Raw genomic sequence first — 19,947 nt, forward strand, 5'->3', positions numbered from 1 at the left:
TGGTAGTTTTTTACATTTATGCAAGTAATTTCTTTTCAAAATTTGGACAACTTTATACCTCAATCAGAATTTGAGGAGAAGGTCTTACTTTTTTGTCAAGATTGGAGGAATAACAAACAAGATTTTGAGTTTTTTACTTCTGGTTCCACAGGCACTCCCAAACCACTCAAAATTCAAAGAGAACAAATGATTAATTCTGCCCAACAAACAATTGATTGGTTGGGTCTTGAAAAAGGAAATAACGCATTTTTGGGTTTATATCCCAATTATATTGCAGGGGCAATGGTTTTGGTTCGTGCACTAATTGCCCAAATGAATTTAATATTAGTTGAGCCTCAGGAGAATTTTTTTTCTGAATTTACTGCCGACTTACCTCCTATTCATTTGGCCTCTTTTGTACCGAATCAATGGAAAACCTTATTAATGTGTAATTTAGAATTAAATAATTATTTCGGACAGGCAAAAGGGATATTACTTGGTGGTTCGGATTTAGATGAGGAAACAAAGGCAATAACAAGTTCTCAATGTAGGTTTCCAGTATATTTGACCTACGGAATGACAGAAACAGTTTCCCATATTGCATTTCAATCCCTTTCAATGAATCTTACAAATTATTTACAAACACTTCCCAATGTTCACATTTCAAAAGATTCAAATGATTGTTTGGTAGTAAGCTCTCCCTCAACTTTTGGAGAAAAAGTTGTAACCCAAGATTTAGTTGAAATTATAAGTGATTCAACCTTTCGAATAATTGGTCGAAATAATCGAATAATTAATTCAGCAGGTTTGAAAATAAATCCAATAGAATTAGAAAAAGAAATTGGCTTCTATTTTAAGGGTATAAATGTTTCCTTTTTTATAACTGGTTTATTGGACGAATTTTATGGTCAAAAGGTTGTTTTAATTGTAAAAGGAAATGAGTTTATTTATTGGAATGACTTAATTCAATATTTAAAAGGTAAATTTGATAAAAATTGCCTACCAAAGGAATATATTTTGGTGAAGAAATTTGAAATTACTACGAGTGGAAAATTAGATATTTTGTCCACCTTAAGAGCAAATAATTTAAATTAGAATGAAATTATATTACGAGAGTCCACAAGATGTACCTGCTCCCTACCATTTGGAGGCAAAAATTGAATGGTTGGCTGTAGAGGCTGATTTTTCCAAAATTCAAGTGGATGTGCAATATGTTGACAGGGAGGATTTTTCAAAAGAGGAATTACAGGCTGAAGGATTGAATCCAGAGAATCATTGGACTTGGAAGGGTGATTTACCTCAAGTTTGGCATTCAATTTTAAAGGATAAATTTTCAGAATATAAAACTGGAGAAGCTTCTCCTAAATCTTCTGAGCCTTTTATTGGTCTTGAAAAAGGAACTCAGGTTTATAAGCCAAAGGATAAGTTGGATATAGAAGACGAATTTATTCAAGAGTTTTTGCAAGCAATATTTGAATTGGCAGAAATGGAATTGCCGCTTTATTTAGGATTTCAATTTTGTAATTCAAAGGACCAGTGGTTAAAGGTAGAAGGTGAATTGTCATTTGCCAATAGAGCCTTTAATTACATAGAGGATGGCAACGAAAATAAGGTTAAAAATGCCTCTTTTGATGAAATAAAGTATCTGATGGGCGAATTGTTTATTGGTGAATTTTTAATGGATAAGGGTGCTGAGGAACTGAAAAATAAACAATCCTTTGCAGTTTTTCCTGGAGATGGACTTTGGTATGTGGCGGGAAATTCTTGGAAAAAACCAAATGGAAATCACCATTATTTTGATAAATTAGAAGCTACATTACAGAAACTATTTTAATAAAATGGAAGGTCTTTCATTGGATATCGAAAATCAAATTGCAGACGTTTTTAAATTGCAGCAAAATGCAGTTGTTCGTATGCGAAATTCGAGTGCAAAGTATCGAATTCAGCAATTGAAAAGACTAAAACAATATATTCTTGATCATGAAAAGGATATTCTGGAAGCCATGTATAAAGATTTTAAAAAACCGGCCTCAGAAGTATTGTTAGCTGAAATCTTTGGAATTAAGCATGAAATTGATCAAATTATAAACTCGCTTTCTGATTGGATGAAACCCAAAAGCGTGTCTAATCCACTTTTTTTAACGGGTACAAGTTCCTTTATTCAATACGAATCTAAAGGATTAAGTTTGATTCTTTCTCCGTGGAATTATCCTTTAAATCTTTGCATTAATCCGCTTGCCCTTTCAATAGCCGCTGGAAATACGGTAATTTTAAAGCCCTCAGAATTAACTCCAAATGTTTCACATTTTATTAAGCAAATGATTATTCATCTGTTTGATAAATCCGAAGTTTATGTTTTTGAAGGTGAGTCTCATGTTGCTTCTGCCCTTTTAAAATTAAAATTTGATCATATTTTTTTTACCGGAAGTCCAGCAATTGGTAAAAAAGTGATGGAAGCTGCCTCTAAACATTTGATAAGTGTTACGCTTGAATTAGGAGGAAAATCGCCAGCAATTGTACATGAGTCTGTTGATTTGTCTGTAACAGCTAAAAAGATTATTTGGGGTAAATTCTTTAATAACGGTCAAACCTGTATTGCACCTGATTATCTTTTCGTTCATTCAAGCATATTCGAAAGCTTTTTGGAAGCCCTGAAAACTGAAATTATTCACATGTATGGTGAAACAATTGCAGATTATTCAAAATCTAATTCCTATGCTAGAATAGTAAATGAAAGACATTTTCAACGGCTAATGCACCTTTTAGAAGATGCCATTGTTAAGGGTGCTAAAAAATTTTTTGGAGGTGAAAATAATCCTTCTGACAATTTATTAATGCCTACCTTACTAACAAATGTTACAGAAGATATGCAAGTGATGATTGATGAAATATTTGGACCAATTTTACCAATTATGCCCTTTCATCATGTAGAAGAATTGGTAGAATATTTTAAAGATAAAGACAAACCTTTAGCATTCTATATATTTTCAAAAGACAAAGAGTTTGATCAGTTTTTACTTCAAAATACGAGTTCAGGTACCGCGGTTATCAATGATAGTTTAATTCAATTTGGGCACCCAAATTTGCCATTTGGCGGAGTAAATCATTCCGGAATTGGAAAAACTTCTGGCTATTTTGGTTTTTTAGAGTTTAGTAATCAAAAATCTGTAATTCGTCAAAGAACCAATTTAATGCAAATGATTTATCCACCTTATACTATTAAGGTACGTTGGATGATTGAAAAAATGGTGAAATGGTTGTAAGATTTAGCTTGATTTTCCTATTAACCTTTTCTTTGTTAGCTTGTAAAGAAGAAGTAGAGCACAAAGGAAGCGAGATTCCTCCAGGAACTGTTCTAAATTCACCTGTTCAATGGGAGCGACAAATACTGTATTTAAATTCTCTGATTCAAGAAGATGATCAGGCGATTTTGCTTTTTTACAGAGCTCGGGCCTATTTTAATACCCATCAATATCATTTGGCTAAATTGGATATGGATAAATTGATGAATCGCTCAAATGAAATTAGTGATGAATATAATTTATTGAATGCATGGATTCAGTTAAAATTAGGGAATCTTGAAAAAGCTCAACAACTCATTCAAATGAGTAAATATGGAAAAAATCAATTTTCGAATACCTCCACTTTTTTTCTAGAATTATATATTCAAAAGAAACAATTGAATTTGGCACAGCAATTATTAACACAAATAAAAAAAGATTCAATTCATAAAATAGCAAATCCGATATTAGAATTATTAGTTGTAGGTGACACTTTGAGTTTGAAACGTTATGTTGCCAATAATACACAGATGGCTTTTAAAGATGAATTTTCAGAACGAACCTATTTGAATTTTGCAATTGATTTAGTTCCGAGCTTACATTTTCAATCTAATTGTTTAAAAGAATTAAAAAAATATCCCAATGATCCTTATTATTTACACGCTTGGGGAATGTTTTTAAAAAAAATAAACAAATTAGAACTTTCAGAAAAAGTTCTTTCAAAAACCCTATCCTTGCATCCAGATAATATGCAGTTTAAATATGATTTTGGGCAACTAATGTTGCAAAAAAGAGATTATGGTAAAGCTTTTGAGTATTTTTCAAAAATCCCGAAAAGTTCAAATTTATTTTGGTTGGCACAAAATGATAAAATTATTTGTTTATTAAATTCCCAACAAAAAACACAAGCCAAAGCCTTGTTCGACACCTTAATGAAGATTTCTCCTCAAAAAAATCAAGTTTATACAAGGTACTATCGCTGGTTTGTCACCACAAAAGATTCTTTGAATCAAATTAGGCAGGATACTTTATTGAATTTGAACCAATAATTAGGGTTTATTTTGTACCTTTGCACAAATTTTTTATTGAATGATTAAAATTACTTTTCCCGACGGACAAGTTCGTGAATATCAAAATGGAGTTACACCTATGGATGTGGCTTTATCCATTTCAGAAGGTTTAGCTAGAAACGTTTTATCTGCCAAGGTAAACGGACAAGTGGTTGATGCCTCTATTGCTATTCTAGAAGATGCAAGTTTACAATTATTGACCTGGAATGATGATGATGGTAAGAAAACCTATTGGCATTCATCTGCTCACTTAATGGCAGAAGCTATTGAGGCTTTGTATCCAGGAACTAAATTTGGTATTGGTCCAGCTATTGAGCATGGGTTTTATTACGATATTGACCTAAATGGACAAGAATTTGGTTCTGATCAATTCAAGGAAATTGAAGATAAGATGATCGAATTGGCGAAAGCCAAGAGTGAATATGTGCGCAAGGATGTGTCGAAAAAAGATGCTATAGCTTATTTTCAAGAAAAAGGTGATGAGTATAAATTAGAGTTATTAGACGGTTTAGCAGATGGTTCTATAACCTTTTATACCCAAGGAAACTTTACAGATTTATGTAAGGGTCCACATATTCCCCAAACAGGTTTAATTAAATCTGTAAAATTATTAAGTGTTGCGGGTGCTTACTGGCGAGGCGATGAAACCCGTAAACAAATGACACGTATTTATGCCATTACTTTCCCTAAGGCTAAGGAATTGGAAGAGTACTTGTACTTGTTGGAAGAGGCTAAAAAACGTGACCACAGAAAGTTAGGTAAAGAATTAGAATTGTTTGCATTCTCTGAAAAAGTTGGAATGGGTTTGCCACTTTGGTTGCCGAAAGGAACTTTATTAAGAGAAAGATTAGAAAACTTTTTACGTAGAGCACAAATTCGGGCTGGCTACTCCCCTGTTGTTACCCCACACATTGCAAGTAAGCAATTGTATGTAACTTCTGGGCACTATGCAAAATATGGTAAAGACTCTTTCCAGCCTATCCGTACTCCAGAAGAGGACGAAGAGTTTTTCTTGAAACCAATGAATTGTCCGCATCACTGCGAGATTTATAAAACGAAACCAAGAAGTTATAAAGATTTACCTCTTCGTTTGGCAGAGTTTGGTACGGTTTACAGATATGAGCAACATGGTGAATTGCACGGATTAACTCGCGTGCGTGGGTTTACGCAAGATGATGCACATATTTTCTGTCGCCCAGACCAGGTTGAAGGCGAATTTATGAAGGTAATTGACCTTGTTTTGTATGTATTCAAGGCTTTAGGATTTACTGAATATAGTGCGCAAATATCCTTACGTGATCAAGAAAATCGTGAAAAGTATATTGGTGATGACGAAGATTGGGATAAGGCAGAGGCTTCAATCATTAAATCTGCTCAAGAAAAAGGATTACCTACAGTGATTGAATACGGTGAAGCTGCTTTTTATGGACCTAAGTTAGACTTCATGGTGAAAGATGCTTTGGGGCGTAAATGGCAATTAGGAACTATTCAGGTAGATTATCAGTTACCACAAAGATTTGAATTAGAATACACGGGTTCTGACAACTCAAAACATAGACCTGTAATGATTCACCGTGCACCATTTGGCTCATTGGAGCGTTTTGTGGCTATTTTGATTGAAAACACCGGTGGAAACTTCCCATTGTGGTTATCTCCTGATCAGTTGGCAGTATTACCAATTTCTGAAAAGTACGAAGATTACGCCAATGAATTGTTTTTGCGATTGCAGGAGGAAGATTTGAGAGGATATGTGGATCACCGTGATGAGAAAATTGGAAGAAAAATTCGTGATGCTGAGGTTCATAAAGTACCCTTCATGATTATTGTTGGAGAAAAAGAACAGGCAGAAGGATTAGTAAGTGTGCGCAAGAAAGGACATGGCGATTTAGGTTCAATGACTTTAGAGGCATTTATGGCTTTAGCACAAGAAGAAATTCACCAATTAACTTTTAATTCTCACAAATAGAGAAGATTATCAGTTAATAGATTGCAAAAAAGTTAAATTTAGTTTAGCTTTCGGATTGAAATAAACAATTAATACAAAATAATTTATGGCTTTACGCCCAAACAACAATTTTAGAGGTCCTAAAAGAGAAGAAGATCAACACAGAACCAATCAAGGTATCCGTGGGGTTAATGAAGTTCGATTGGTAGGAGAAAATGTAGAACAAGGAGTTGTTTCTATTGCAAGAGCATTGCAAATTGCTGAAGAACAAGGTCTTGATTTAGTTGAAATCTCTCCCAATGCTGTTCCTCCTGTTTGTAAGGTAATTGATTATGCGAAGTTCAAGTATGATCAAAAGAAAAAGCAAAAGGAAATCAAGGCAAATGCAACCAAAACGGTTATTAAAGAAATTCGTTTCGGTCCTAATACTGATGACCACGACTTTAACTTTAAATTAAAGCATGCCATCAACTTTTTAAAAGAAGGTGCTAAAGTGAAGGCTTATGTGCATTTCGTAGGTCGTACCATTGTTTTCAAAGACAGGGGTGAAATGTTGCTATTGAATTTCGCTAAAGGCTTAGAAGAAGTTGGCAAACCAGATGATATGCCAAAATTAGAAGGTAAAAGAATGTCTATTATCTTCTCCCCAAAAGCTAGTAAAAAATAAGTAATCTATATTAGGGAATTTGAAGGTATTTTCTTACTTTTGCATTCCAAATTTAAAATTTAATTTTTAAACAATGCCAAAAATTAAAACCAACTCTGGAGCGAAAAAGCGTTTCAAAGTAACAGGATCTGGTAAAATTAAGCGTAAGCACGCTTTTCATAGCCATATCTTGACTAAGAAAACAACTAAGCAAAAGCGTAATTTAGCTCACGCTACCTTAGTTTCTCCGGCTGATCATGACCGCGTAAACGTATTATTAGGTCTGGCTTAAGCCATTAAAGTTATTGTTCAACCTGATGTAGGCTAAAGTTTTCGAAAGAAACGCCTCATGTCAAAAAACAAAAAATTATGCCAAGAAGTGTCAATCACGTTGCCTCAAGAGCAAGAAGAAAAAAAATCTTAAAGTTAGCCAAAGGCTTTTATGGTCGCGGAAAAAATGTTTGGACCGTAGCCAAAAACAAAATCGAGAAAGGTTTGCAATATGCTTACCGCGATCGTAAAGTAAAGAAAAGAGATTTCCGTGCATTGTGGATTCAAAGAATCAACGCTGCAGTTCGTCAAGAAGGTATGTCTTATTCTGCATTCATGGGAAAATACAACAAATCAGGTATGACTATGAATAGAAAGGTTTTAGCTGATTTAGCGATGAACCATCCAGAAGCCTTCAAGGCAATCATAAAAAAATTAGCATAAGCTGTTTAGAAAGTCCCAAATTTTGGGACTTTTTTTTATTACTTCCATGAGCACTTATATACTTCAACTAAAAGAAAAAATACAGCCTCTTCAAGGCCAATTACTCAATCACCCGATTAACACGTATTTGAATTCATTTGATGACTTGAAAAAGTTTATGCAGATACATTCCTTTGCTGTTTGGGATTTTATGAGTTTAGTGAAAAAATTACAAATAGAGTTTACATGTGTTTCTTTACCTTGGAAACCTGTTGGAAATCCACAAACTCGTAGATTAATTAATGAGATTGTTTTCGGAGAAGAATCTGACGTAGATCAACATGGACATCCCTTAAGCCATTTTGAGTTATATGTTTCTGCCATGCGAAATTTGGATATTCCGGTTTTGCCAGAATTAAACCAACTGCTAAAAACCAATTCAATTGGAGAGCTTATTGAATTAATTCCCGATTTGAATTTGGATGATCGCGTTAAGAATTTTTTAATTTTTACGTTTGAATCCATTCAAAATAAGGCAATTCATGAAATTGCAGCAATTTTTACTTTTGGTAGAGAAGATTTAATCCCTGCCATGTTTACAAAAATTGTTACCCAATTAAAGAATGATTCGAGCAAATCAATTAATGAATTGATTTATTACTTAGATCGCCATATTGAAGTGGATGGTGAATCTCATTCTCATTTGGCTTACGAAATGATGGAAGAATTGTGTGGGTTTGATGAAAAAAAATGGCTGGAAGCACAAGATGCCGCTATAGAATCTTTAAAAAATAGATTAAATTTATGGGATGCAATTATTGAAGCATAAATGAACTTCCCTATCTATTTAGACAATGCGGCCACAACTCAAGTTCATCCAATGGTTTTGGATGCTATGTTGCCTTATTTTTTAGAAAATTATGGAAATTCAGGATCTCAACAGCATCTTTTAGGTTGGCAGGCCGATGAAGCCATCGAAAAATCAAGAAAAGTAATTGCAAATTATTTTCAAGTAAAGTCCCGACAAATCATATTTACCTCTGGAGCCACAGAAAGTAATAATTTAGCCATTCAAGGTTATTTAAAAAACTTTCCTGACAAAGGTCACATCATTACCACCCGAACTGAACATAAGTCGGTATTGGCAGTTTTTCAGGCCTTAGAAAAGGCAGGTTGGAACGTTTCCTATTTGCCGGTTGATCAATTTGGAGCAATTGATTTAAATGAATTAAGATCATCTATTCAAGCAAAAACTCGATTAATTTCTTTGATGTGGGTCAACAATGAAACCGGTTTAATTCACCCAATTAAGGATGTTTGTCAAATTGCCAAAGAAAAAAACATTGTGTTTCATTGCGATGCTACACAAGCATTGGGTAAAATAGATATTTCCAAAGGGAAATTACCGGATTTAATTTCCTTCTCTGGACATAAAATTTATGGACCCAAAGGAATTGGTGGTTTGGTTATTTCAAATGAAGATATTCAAATTTATCCCTTAGTTTTCGGTGGTGATCAAGAAAGAGGTTTACGTTCTGGTACCTTACCAACCCAACAAATTGTTGGTTTAGCAAAAGCCTTTGAATTGATTCCTGAATTATTAACTAAAAATGAGTTTTATTCTAAATGGAAAAATCGAATTGCTGATTTACTAACAACTAAATTTTCTGAATTAGTTCAAATTAATTCCTCTGATAATTCTGTTCCTTCAATTTTGAATTTTTCTATTAAAAGGTTTGATTGGGAGGAAATGTTTGAAAAGCTTTCCAAATTAGCTTTGTCAAACGGTTCTGCATGTAATGCGAAATCCCAAAAGCCAAGTTATGTTTTACAAGAGTTAGGAGTACCTTCAGCAACAGCTTTGTCTAGCATTCGCTTATCGATGGGTTATTTTATAACGGAGGAAGAAATGGAAGTTGCTTTAGTCTATTTAGAACAACAATTAAATCTGATGAAATGAAAGAGTGGGTACAGATAATTGACAAATTAGAGGAGATTTTAAACTCAAATGAATCTTTTGCTTTAGCAACCGTTATTCAAGTTGAGGGCTCTACCTATCGACGAGTGGGAGCTCGAATGTTGATTATGGAAAATGGCAATTGGATCGGAAGTATATCGGGAGGTTGTTTGGAAGGCGATATGTTGAAAAAGGCCCGATTGACTATGTCGAGTCAAGAGGTAAAATGGGTAACGTATGATACACGAGATGAAGATCCATTCGCCTTGGGAATAGGTTTGGGATGTAATGGAAAGATTGATATTTTAATTGATCCAAGTCGTACGCGAATTGAAAATTTTGCAAAACAGCTTAAATTGGCATTAGCATCTGAAAATGGATTGGAGCTTTTTTCACAATGGCCTTTAACTGATGGAGAAGTATTTGAGTTAAAAGAATTCATAAATCCTCAGCCAAGAATTTGGGTTTTCGGTAACCAATTTGATTCCCATAGTTTGATTCTAATGGCAAAGCAGTTGGGCTGGAAGGTTATGTGGGTGGGTAATACATTGAAAATGTCCAATGAAATTAAAAAACTTTGTTTTAAGGTATTTGATTGGGATAATTTTGAAGGAATTCAATCTTCGGATTTGTTGGTGCAAATGACACATGATTTAGAACGAGACGTGGAAATATGCTCTAAATTAAATGAAATTCCTGATGTTTTTTATTGGGGAATATTAGGACCTCAAAAAAGATTGGAACGCATAAAAGACAAATTATCGGAATCTCAGATTATGCTTAAAAATGGCATCCACTCTCCTATTGGATTAGATTTAGGTGCTGAAGGTCCTGATGAAATTGCAGTATCCATAATTGCTGAAATCATTGCTAAAAAAAATAAGCGAGATGCCCAACCCTTGAAATTAAGGGGAAAAGCAATTCATGAAGCATAAAAAAAATCCTGGGTTTCCCCAGGATTTTTCACTTTTCACTTTTCATTCTTCACTTACTTTACTTCTTCAAAAGATACATCTTCTGCGGCATCAGATCCACCAGCGTTAGCATCAGCAGTTTCTGTTGCACCACCTTGGTCACCTGCAGCATACATCTCTTGAGAGGCAGCCTGCCATGCATTGTTTAATTTCTCAACTCCCGCATCAATTGCAGCTAAGTCTTGTGAAGCATGTGCAGCTTTTAATTCAGTTAATGCAGCTTCAATTGCAGACTTATTTCCTTCAGATAATTTCTCGCCGTATTCTTTCAATTGCTTGTCAGATTGAAAAATTAATGAGTCAGCTTGGTTGATTTTCTCAACTTTTTCTTTCTCAATTTTATCTGAAGCTTCATTAGCTTTTGCCTCGTTTCTCATTTTTTCGATTTCAGCATCAGTTAATCCACTTGACGCCTCGATACGGATTTTTTGTTCTTTTCCAGTTCCTTTGTCTTTCGCAGAAACGTTTAAGATACCGTTTGCATCGATATCAAAAGTAACTTCAATTTGAGGTACTCCACGTGGTGCAGAAGGAATTCCATCTAAGTGGAAACGTCCTAATGAACGGTTATCTTTTGCCATCGGACGCTCACCTTGTAAAATATTTAATTCTACAGAAGGTTGATTGTCGGCAGCGGTTGAGAATACTTCAGATTTCTTAGTTGGAATGGTTGTATTTGCTTCAATTAATTTTGTAAATACACCACCCATTGTTTCGATACCCAAAGAAAGTGGAGTTACGTCTAACAATAACACATCTTTCACCTCTCCTGTTAATACTCCACCTTGGATTGCAGCACCAATTGCAACTACTTCATCAGGATTCACTCCTTTTGATGGTTTCTTTCCGAAGAATTTCTCTACTTCCTCAACGATACGAGGAATACGTGTTGAACCTCCTACTAAGATAACCTCATCAATATCTGAGTTTGTGTAGTTTGCATTTTTCATGGCTCTACGACAAGGCTCTAAAGTTCTTTGAATTAAGCTATCAGCTAATTGCTCAAATTTCGCACGACTCAATGAACGAACTAAGTGCTTTGGAATACCATTTACTGGCATGATGTAAGGTAAATTGATTTCTGTAGATGCTCCAGCAGATAATTCGATTTTTGCCTTTTCAGCAGCTTCCTTTAAACGCTGTAAAGCCATTGGGTCTTTACGTAAATCGATTCCTTCATCTGTGATGAATTCTTGTGCCAACCAATCAATGATTACTTGGTCAAAGTCATCACCTCCTAAGTGTGTATCTCCATCAGTAGATTTTACTTCGAAAACGCCATCTCCTAATTCAAGGATTGAAACGTCGAAAGTACCACCACCTAAGTCGAACACTGCAATTTTCATGTCCTTACCTTGCTTATCAACTCCGTAAGCCAGAGCTGCTGCTGTAGGCTCGTTGATTATACGCTTCACTTCAAGTCCTGCGATTTGTCCAGCTTCTTTTGTAGCCTGACGTTCTGCATCATTGAAATAAGCTGGAACAGTGATAACAGCTTCTGTAACAGTTTGTCCTAAATAATCTTCAGCAGTTTGCTTCATCTTCGTTAAGATCTGTGCAGAAATTTCTTGTGGAGTATATAAACGATCACCAATTTTAACACGTGGAGTATCGTTGTTTCCTTGTTCAACGTTGTAAGAAATCGTTTTCAATTCTGATCCTACTTCAGAATATTTTTTACCCATAAATCTCTTTACAGATGAAATGGTATTTTGCGGATTGGTGATTGCCTGTCTTTTTGCTGGATCACCTACTTTACGCTCGCCATTTTCCAAAAACCCTACGATTGAAGGTGTTGTTCTTCTTCCCTCCGAGTTAGCAATTACTACTGCCTCGTTACCTTCCATTACGGCCACACATGAGTTGGTGGTTCCTAAGTCAATTCCAATAATTTTTCCCATATTAAAAATAAATTTTTCCCTTAGTTTATCAATTTGAGTGCCAATTTGAAATTGAGTTTAAATTTCTGACATATTGTCACGGATTGCAATTTATTTGCCCATATGCGTTCATATAGTCAGTAAAAAGAGCTAAATTGCATAAAAAATAAGCTAGAAATATGTCACATCCGACTGATTTTAATTGGGTAGAAACTTCTGAACCACACCGTAAAAGAACTAGAGAAATTATTAAAAACCACCCAGAGGTTAAGAAATTGATTGGAAAAAATCCAAATACTATTTGGTGGATTTTGGCATGCGTGGGTGTTCAAATAGCTGTCGCTTATTTTTTAAAGGATCAATCTTGGTGGTTGATAATCGCAACAGCTTGGGTTTTTGGTGCATTTCCAACTCATACGCTTTTTGTTTGTATTCATGAGGCATCTCATAATTTGATTTTCAAAAAAACATCTTGGAATGTTTTTGCAGGGATCATCGCAAATTTTCCCTCTTTAGCACCAACAGCCATATCATTTAAAAATTACCATTTGAAACATCATGCCTTTCAAGGTGTACATGAATTAGATGCCGATTTACCCGATTACTGGGAAGCAAAATTGATCAATAATTACTTTATTGGAAAAGCTATTTGGTTGCTATTATATCCGTTTTTTCAGGCTATTCGTACCATTCGTTGTATTGAATTGGCTGTTTTTGATAGATATGTAATAATGAATATTATTTGTCAATTAGCCTTCGATGTCGCAATCGTTTATTTTTGGGGATGGCCTGCTTTGGCTTATATGGGATTAAGCTTTTTATTTTCAGTAGGTTTTCATCCACTAGGTGCTCGTTGGATTCAAGAACATTATTTGGTGTTAGATAAAAACCAGGAAACGTTTAGTTATTATGGTCCATTGAACGGAATTAATATGAATGTTGGATTCCACAATGAGCACCATGATATGCCTTCAGTGCCTTGGAATAATTTACCAAAATTAAAGGCGATGGCGCCAGAATATTATGATAATTTGAAGTACCATACTTCTTTTGTGAAATTGTTCTTCACCTTCTTATTCCAACAAGAAATAGGCTTATTTAGCAGAATTGCTCGTAAAGAAAGAGGTGGGGTTCCTTTGACGGATACTTCTACTCCAGACTTGGATTAGGTAATAGGTAATAGGTAAGTCTTGCGCTCAGCTCTGCTGAGTGCATACTATGTTTGAAATTTGTAGTTTCAAAAAAGAAATTTATGATTGAAACTTGTAGTTTCAATGAATTTTATCGAACAAAATGTTCAATTTATATTGCACACTTGGCAGAGCCAAGCGTGAGGTTTTCAACTTTCAACCTTAACCTCAATTTGAGGACCTGATAATATTTTAATTTCTGTTCCTTTCTTTCCAACATTAACTTCCAATTGCGTCTCTCTGAAATTAATCTTAAAAGCATAAGAATTCCAATGACTTGGTAAAAATGGTTTGAAGTGTAATTGGTTATTTTTTACCTTCATTCCACCAAATCCTTTCACAATCGACATCCATGTCCCAGCCATCGAAGTAATGTGACAGCCGTCTTCTGTGTCGTTGTTATAATCATCTAAATCTAAACGAGCAGCCCTGTTATAAAATTCATACGATTTATCTTCTTTGCCCAATTTCGCAGCTAATATACTGTGTACGCATGGACTTAAAGATGATTCATGTACTGTAAACGGCTCATAAAAATTATAATTTCTTTCCAATTCCTCTAACGAGAAATCATCTTCAAAGAAATAAATTCCTTGTAATACGTCAGCTTGTTTGATGTACACCGAACGCAGGATTCTATCCCATGACCAATTTTGATTGATTGGACGTTGTCCTGCAGGAATTCCACTTACGGGAATCAATTCCTTATCTAAGAAACCATCTTGCTGTAAATATACTCCCCTTTTTTCATCTCTTGGGAAGTACATATTGGAAACAATATGCTCAAATTGAGTGATTTCTGCTTGCGTAAAGTTGGTTGAAGAAATTTTTTGATTGGCTTCTGAATTGAAATCTTTCAAAATTTCTTGATAAACCTCTAAGGTATATTTTAAACACCAAGTAGCAATGTAATTCGTGTACCAGTTGTTGTTTACGTTGTTTTCGTATTCATTGGGTCCTGTTACCCCCAACATTACATATTTTTGTTTGTCTTCCGACCAATTAACGCGTTGTGCCCAAAATCTAGCAATACCCACTAATACTTCCCATCCATACTCTACCAAATGCTTGCGATCTCCTGTATAATCTACGTAATCTTTAATCGCATATGCAATCGCTCCATTCCGGTGAATTTCTTCAAAAGTAATTTCCCATTCATTATGACACTCCTCACCGTTCATCGTAACCATCGGATACAAAGCTGCACCTTTAGAAAAACCTAATTTTCCAGCATTTTCTATGGCTCGGTCTAACTGCTTCCAACGATAAATCAATAAATTTTTGGCAACTTTTTGAGGGGCCGTGGCTAAATAAAAAGGTACACAATAGGCTTCAGTGTCCCAATAAGTAGACCCACCGTATTTTTCACCAGTGAAGCCCTTTGGGCCAATGTTTAATCGCTCGTCTTCTCCGGTATAAGTTTGATTCAATTGAAAAATATTGAAACGGATTCCTTGTTGTGCAGCGATATCGCCATCAATAATGATGTCGTTTATTGCCCATTTTCTTCCCCAAGCTACTGAATGATCTTTGACCATTTGTTCGAATCCTTTTTCAGCAATTCGATTTAAATAATCTTGGCCTTTTTGTTCAAAAGTGGAAACCTTGTGATTTTCGGATGATAAATTAACTGCAAATTTTTGTATTGTTAATTCATCTCCTTGGTTCAAAGAAATCGAATAATTTAATCCTGTATATTTTACTTGTTGAATTTTTTCAGCCTGCAAGTCTTGAATTTGGTTATTAACAAAGAGTTTAATTAGTTGACCTGTATAAACTTCAAAACCAGTTTTTAATGTTTTAGACCAAACAAAGGAACTATTTTGTCCAAAACCTGTTTTAACTTCTTCCCAAAATTTCTCTCCATAATTGGAATCCTTGTTGGAAATATCTCCGTCAATGAAAGCTTTTATTTTAACATCTTTGGATGAAAAATTCTCAGCTGTGATTGAAAAAGAATAGGCAACCGACTCATCATCGGCCATCGAATTGATTCTTTTAGAGACAATTGATACTATATTACCGTTTGCTAATTCAATTTTACATTTTCTAAACAAGAAACCTTCTTTCATGTCCAGTTCTCTGTAAAAATCTAAAATTTTGGCAGTATGTAAATCAACAACAATACCATCAATTGAAATTTCTAATCCCAACCAATTGGCAGCATTCAATACTTTAGCGAAATATTCTGGATAACCATTTTTCCACCAACCAACACGTGTTTTGTCTGGATAATAAACACCAGCCACATAATTTCCTTGGAGTGTTTTTCCTGAATAGGTTTCTTCAAAACTTCCCCTTTGTCCCATTCTACCATTCCCTAATGAAAAGACTGATTCTGTTATTTCGTTAAATTCTGGATGGAAGGAGTCTTCAATAATTTTCCAAGGATTGTGTTGTAGATACTGTTTCACTTAAATATAAAATTAAATGGCTTATGATTAATTTCAAAAATAAGAAGGTTCGCACAAATGATTAGCAGAGTGCTAAACTGTTTTATTGAAAATTTAAAAGGTCTTTACTTAAAATCCCTTCAAAGCTTGAAATAACTTTATCTGCTTGATTTAAAACAGAGACTTCTCCGATTCCAACAGCTTTCATCCCTCCTGTTTTGGCTGCCTCTACTCCAGCAACCGCATCTTCGAAAACGATGCATTCAGCCGGACTCACTCCCAATGCCTCAGCACCTTTTAAAAACACTTCTGGGTCGGGTTTACTTTTAGTTACCTTATTGCCATCAATAATTGCATCAAACCAATGCATTAATCCTGTTTTGTTTAGTATTATTTCTGCGTTTTTTGAAGCAGAACCTAAGGCAATTAAATAACCTTCTTTTTTTATTTGATCCAAAAAATCACTAACTCCCGGTAAAATTTCATTGGGATTCATTTGAGAAATTAATTCCAAATAATGCTCGTTTTTTTCAATAAGCCATTTAGATTTATCTTCTTCAGATGCTTGAACTCCCGCCCAATTTAAAATTCTATCCAAAGATTCAACTCGAGAAATACCTTTTAATTGCTCATTTTGCTCTTCTGTCAATTGATAGCCAAAATTTTGTCCCAGAGCTCTCCATGCCTTAAAATGGTAAATGGCAGTATCTACTAACACACCATCAAGATCAAACAAACAAGCTTTGTATTTCATGTATTTTAATTTTAAAATTTTTATCAAAACGTAAAATTATTACTTTTACAAATTCTAAAAAAGTATTTAAAACAGTGCTACACTCTCTTTTTTCGCATAAGTTCGTTATCTACCAAATGATGTTTCATCTTTGGGGTAATCCTAATAAAGTTGTTATTGAAAATGGTTCGCTCCAAGAAAATGGTGTAACCAAATTCAAAGATGTATCTTCTAAAGCCTTAAAAGCTCTTAAAAAGAAAGGTATAACCCATATTTATGCAACTGGGTTAATCGAACATGCCACCATGGAGGATATGTCGAAATATGGATCTCCCTTAGATCATCCGGATGTAGTTAAGGGCCGAAGTGGCTCCCCTTTTGCCATTAAGGATTATTATGATGTAAATCCGTTTTTTGCCGATCAGCCTGAAAATCGATTAGATGAGTTTCAAGCAATGTTGGACCGTATCCATCAAGAAGGTTTAAAATTAATCATTGATTTTGTACCCAATCATTTGGCCAGAAACTATTATTCAGATAAAAAACCAAAGGTAATTGTAGATTTTGGAGCGAATGATGATGTTTCTAAATCATTTGACCCCAATAATAACTTTTATTACCTCCCTGGTACTCAATTTAGTATTCCAGAGGGAGTTAATTCTCCTGTAAAGTCTACCATTCCTTACGTTGAAATTCCTGCAAAAGTAAGTGGGAATAATGTTTTCAATGCGCGTCCTTCCATCAATGATTGGTTTGAGACAGTAAAATTGAATTATGGGGTCGATTTACAAAATCACAATTCAACACATTTTAATCCGATTCCAGATACCTGGAACAAAATGACAGAGGTATTGTCCTATTGGACTTCTAAAGGAGTAGACGGATTCCGTTGTGATATGGCAGAAATGGTGCCAGTTGAGTTTTGGGAGCATGCCATTTCGAAAACAAAAGCGCAAAATCCGAATTTGATTTTTGTGGCAGAAATTTATCAACCTGCTATGTACAAAGAATACATTTTCAAGGGAGGTTTTGATTATTTATACGATAAAGTAGGATTGTATGATGCGGTTCGTCGTTTGATGGAAAACAAGGAATATGCAACTGTTGAGGATATTACCAAGGTTTGGCAACATGAGTCGGGTGATTTTGCTCAACACATGCTTCGCTTTTTGGAAAATCACGACGAGCAACGAATCAATACGCCTTCTTTTGCTAAAAATAATTTATGGTCGACTATCCCTGGAATGGCAGTAACAGCCTTGTTGCACGATGGTCCCCTGATGATTTATGATGGTCAGGAATTTGGTGAAAAAGCAACGGAAAAAGAGGGATTTAATCAGGCAGATGACCGAACTTCGATGTTCGATTTCTATCGAATTGAATCACATCAACGTTGGATGAATGATGGAAAGTTTAATCAAGATTTATTGACCGTAGAAGAAAAAGCCTTAGATGATTTTTATGTGGATTTGATGAAATTTGCCCAAAAAGAAGCTGTTTTTACTTCTGGTAAATTTTTCGATTTACAATATGCACAAGGTGCAAACTATGATCACAAAAAGGTGTATTCCTTTTTGAGGTATACAGAGAAAGAAGCCAATTTGGTGATTTGTAATTTTGATGCGCATCAGACAAAACAATTTTCAATTGAAATTCCTGCCTTAGCCATGGATATGATGCAAAGAAATCAAATAAATTTGACCAAAAAGAAATATTGGATTGCGCCTAATGTCGGGGAACAAGCCCAAGTAAAAGGTCAGGAAATTAAGATTCCTGCTAATTCTGTGATGATACTAAACCTTAAATAATTGAACAATGAACAAACCAAAACTTAGTTTAGGACAAATCATCAACATGAGTGTTGGTTTTTTGGGAATTCAATTTGGCTTCGCCCTTCAAAATGGTAATGCTTCTCGTGTTTTACAAAGTTTTGGAGCGGATGTGGAACAATTGTCCTGGTTTTGGTTAGCAGCTCCTTTAACTGGAATGATCATTCAACCGATTATTGGATTTTATTCGGATAGAACTTGGAATGGTTTAGGCAGAAGAAAACCTTTCTTTTTAACAGGTGCGATCATCGCAGCTACCGCCCTCTTATTTTTTCCGCATTCTGGTGCATTGGCAGCCTATTTGCCTCCTGTGATGGTGGGTGCAGGTATTCTAATGATGATGGATGCCTCTTTCAATGTGGCTATGGAGCCATTTAGAGCCTTAGTGGCAGATAATTTACCGGAGGAACAAAGTACTTTAGGTTTCTCTGTTCAAACATTTTTAATTGGTATTGGGGCTGTTGCTGGTTCTTGGTTGCCGTACATTTTTGCTAATTATTTAGGATTTGCAAAGGATGCCCCAGAAGGACAAATTCCTGCCAATGTGCAATATTCCTTTTATGTTGGGGCCGCAGTTTTCATAGGGGCCATTTTATGGACCATCATTTCAACCAAAGAATATTCTCCTGCAGAACGTGAGCAAATGGGCTATTCAGTTGAAGATTCAGTGCATGATTCTTTAGGTTCTGTATTCAATTACATCAAAGAAATGCCTCAAACCATGAAACAATTGGGCTTGGTGCAATTTTTCTCATGGTTTGGCTTGTTTTCGATGTGGGTGTTCTCCACTCCTGCTATCGCGCATCATGTGTATGGACTTTCCATGGATGACCACAGCTCTTCGGAATATCAAACGGCTGGTAACTGGGTAGGTATTATTTTCGGGGTTTATTCTGCGGTTTCTGCGATTTATGCAATGTTTTTGCCAAAAATTGCAAATTTGATAGGTAACAAAGGAACACATGCTTTTTCTCTAATAATGGGTGGAATTGGATTGATTTCGATTTATTTTATCAAAGATCCGAATCTATTAATTTGGAGTATGGTTGGCGTTGGAATGGCTTGGGCAAGTATTTTGGCCATGCCGTATGCTATTTTAGCAGGTTCTATTCCTTTCAATAAAATGGGTGTGTACATGGGAATATTTAATTTGTTCATTACCATGCCACAAATTGTGAATGGTATCATTGGTGGACCCATCGTCAAACATTTTTATGCAGGAAATGCGATTTATGCAATTGTAATGGCTGGAATTTTCTTTATTTTTGGGGCAATATCCGTCCTAATGATCAAAGAAAAAACCAAATGAAATTTATAAAATCCTTTTTAATTTTTTCCTTATTCTCTTTTACCCTTTCAGCGCAAATTATTTCGCCT

17 protein-coding genes are annotated in these 19,947 nt (G+C 35.0%); 14 read left to right on the forward strand and 3 right to left on the reverse strand.

What is annotated here, in order from left to right; all coding sequences use genetic code 11:
* Positions 1–18: 18 nt before the first annotated feature.
* The 11 genes from EOJ36_RS01170 to EOJ36_RS01220 all read left to right on the forward strand — a co-directional run bounded on the left by EOJ36_RS01170 (position 19) and on the right by EOJ36_RS01220 (position 10,506).
* Positions 19–1,074, forward strand: coding sequence for an AMP-binding protein (locus EOJ36_RS01170; protein ID WP_127802186.1), 1,056 nt, complete (start codon positions 19–21; stop codon positions 1,072–1,074).
* 1 nt (position 1,075) lies between these two features.
* Entirely contained in the window at positions 1,076–1,813 is a 738-nt protein-coding gene (locus EOJ36_RS01175) for a hypothetical protein (RefSeq protein WP_127802187.1), read from the forward strand.
* A 4-nt stretch (positions 1,814–1,817) separates the two neighbouring features.
* Positions 1,818–3,242 carry an aldehyde dehydrogenase family protein gene (locus EOJ36_RS01180; RefSeq protein WP_127802188.1) on the forward strand — a complete coding sequence of 475 codons (1,425 nt, stop codon included), beginning with the start codon at positions 1,818–1,820 and terminating at the stop codon, positions 3,240–3,242.
* Positions 3,233–4,309, forward strand: a complete 1,077-nt coding sequence (locus tag EOJ36_RS01185) for a hypothetical protein (protein ID WP_127802189.1) — start codon at positions 3,233–3,235, stop codon at positions 4,307–4,309. Before EOJ36_RS01180 ends, EOJ36_RS01185 begins: the two co-directional genes overlap by 10 nt.
* 40 nt (positions 4,310–4,349) lie before the next feature.
* The gene (thrS, locus tag EOJ36_RS01190) at positions 4,350–6,296 is read left to right on the forward strand and encodes a threonine--tRNA ligase (RefSeq protein WP_127802190.1); all 1,947 of its coding nucleotides are present in this window, start codon (positions 4,350–4,352) and stop codon (positions 6,294–6,296) included.
* A gap of 85 nt (positions 6,297–6,381) precedes the next feature.
* The gene (gene infC / locus EOJ36_RS01195; protein WP_127802191.1) at positions 6,382–6,942 is read left to right on the forward strand and encodes a translation initiation factor IF-3; all 561 of its coding nucleotides are present in this window, start codon (positions 6,382–6,384) and stop codon (positions 6,940–6,942) included.
* 73 nt (positions 6,943–7,015) lie between these two features.
* Complete coding sequence (gene rpmI, locus EOJ36_RS01200) at positions 7,016–7,213, forward strand: 50S ribosomal protein L35 (RefSeq protein WP_127802192.1); 198 nt, start codon at positions 7,016–7,018, stop codon at positions 7,211–7,213.
* Between the two features lie 77 nt (positions 7,214–7,290).
* Entirely contained in the window at positions 7,291–7,635 is a 345-nt protein-coding gene (gene rplT, locus EOJ36_RS01205; protein WP_127802193.1) for a 50S ribosomal protein L20, read from the forward strand.
* Positions 7,636–7,681: 46 nt separating this feature from the next.
* On the forward strand, positions 7,682–8,443 hold the full coding sequence (locus EOJ36_RS01210) for a DUF3050 domain-containing protein (protein ID WP_127802194.1): 762 nt from the start codon (positions 7,682–7,684) through the stop codon (positions 8,441–8,443).
* Complete coding sequence (locus EOJ36_RS01215; RefSeq protein WP_127802195.1) at positions 8,444–9,574, forward strand: cysteine desulfurase family protein; 1,131 nt, start codon at positions 8,444–8,446, stop codon at positions 9,572–9,574.
* Positions 9,571–10,506 (forward strand): XdhC family protein, encoded by a 936-nt coding sequence (locus tag EOJ36_RS01220; RefSeq protein WP_127802196.1) that lies wholly within the window; start codon positions 9,571–9,573, stop codon positions 10,504–10,506. Before EOJ36_RS01215 ends, EOJ36_RS01220 begins: the two co-directional genes overlap by 4 nt.
* A gap of 53 nt (positions 10,507–10,559) precedes the next feature.
* Here the strand turns inward: EOJ36_RS01220 and dnaK are convergent, their stop codons facing one another.
* The gene (dnaK, locus tag EOJ36_RS01225) at positions 10,560–12,446 is read right to left on the reverse strand and encodes a molecular chaperone DnaK (protein ID WP_127802197.1); all 1,887 of its coding nucleotides are present in this window, start codon (positions 12,444–12,446) and stop codon (positions 10,560–10,562) included.
* 158 nt (positions 12,447–12,604) lie between these two features.
* On the opposite strand from dnaK, the gene EOJ36_RS01230 reads away from it, so the two are divergent.
* Entirely contained in the window at positions 12,605–13,594 is a 990-nt protein-coding gene (locus EOJ36_RS01230; protein WP_127802198.1) for a fatty acid desaturase, read from the forward strand.
* Between the two features lie 170 nt (positions 13,595–13,764).
* On the opposite strand, the gene EOJ36_RS01235 is transcribed toward EOJ36_RS01230, so the two are convergent.
* Complete coding sequence (locus EOJ36_RS01235; RefSeq protein WP_127802199.1) at positions 13,765–16,029, reverse strand: family 65 glycosyl hydrolase domain-containing protein; 2,265 nt, start codon at positions 16,027–16,029, stop codon at positions 13,765–13,767.
* An 82-nt stretch (positions 16,030–16,111) separates the two neighbouring features.
* Positions 16,112–16,762, reverse strand: a complete 651-nt coding sequence (gene pgmB / locus EOJ36_RS01240; protein ID WP_127802200.1) for a beta-phosphoglucomutase — start codon at positions 16,760–16,762, stop codon at positions 16,112–16,114.
* A 116-nt stretch (positions 16,763–16,878) separates the two neighbouring features.
* Between pgmB and EOJ36_RS01245 the strand changes: the two genes are divergently transcribed.
* Both EOJ36_RS01245 and EOJ36_RS01250 read left to right on the forward strand, forming a co-directional pair.
* Positions 16,879–18,549 carry an alpha-amylase family glycosyl hydrolase gene (locus tag EOJ36_RS01245; RefSeq protein ID WP_127802201.1) on the forward strand — a complete coding sequence of 557 codons (1,671 nt, stop codon included), beginning with the start codon at positions 16,879–16,881 and terminating at the stop codon, positions 18,547–18,549.
* A gap of 7 nt (positions 18,550–18,556) precedes the next feature.
* Positions 18,557–19,879, forward strand: coding sequence for an MFS transporter (locus EOJ36_RS01250; RefSeq protein WP_127802202.1), 1,323 nt, complete (start codon positions 18,557–18,559; stop codon positions 19,877–19,879).
* Positions 19,880–19,947: the final 68 nt, after the last annotated feature.

This window comes from Sandaracinomonas limnophila (assembly GCF_004005965.1).
GTDB classification, from domain to species: Bacteria; Bacteroidota; Bacteroidia; order Cytophagales; family Spirosomataceae; genus Sandaracinomonas; species Sandaracinomonas limnophila.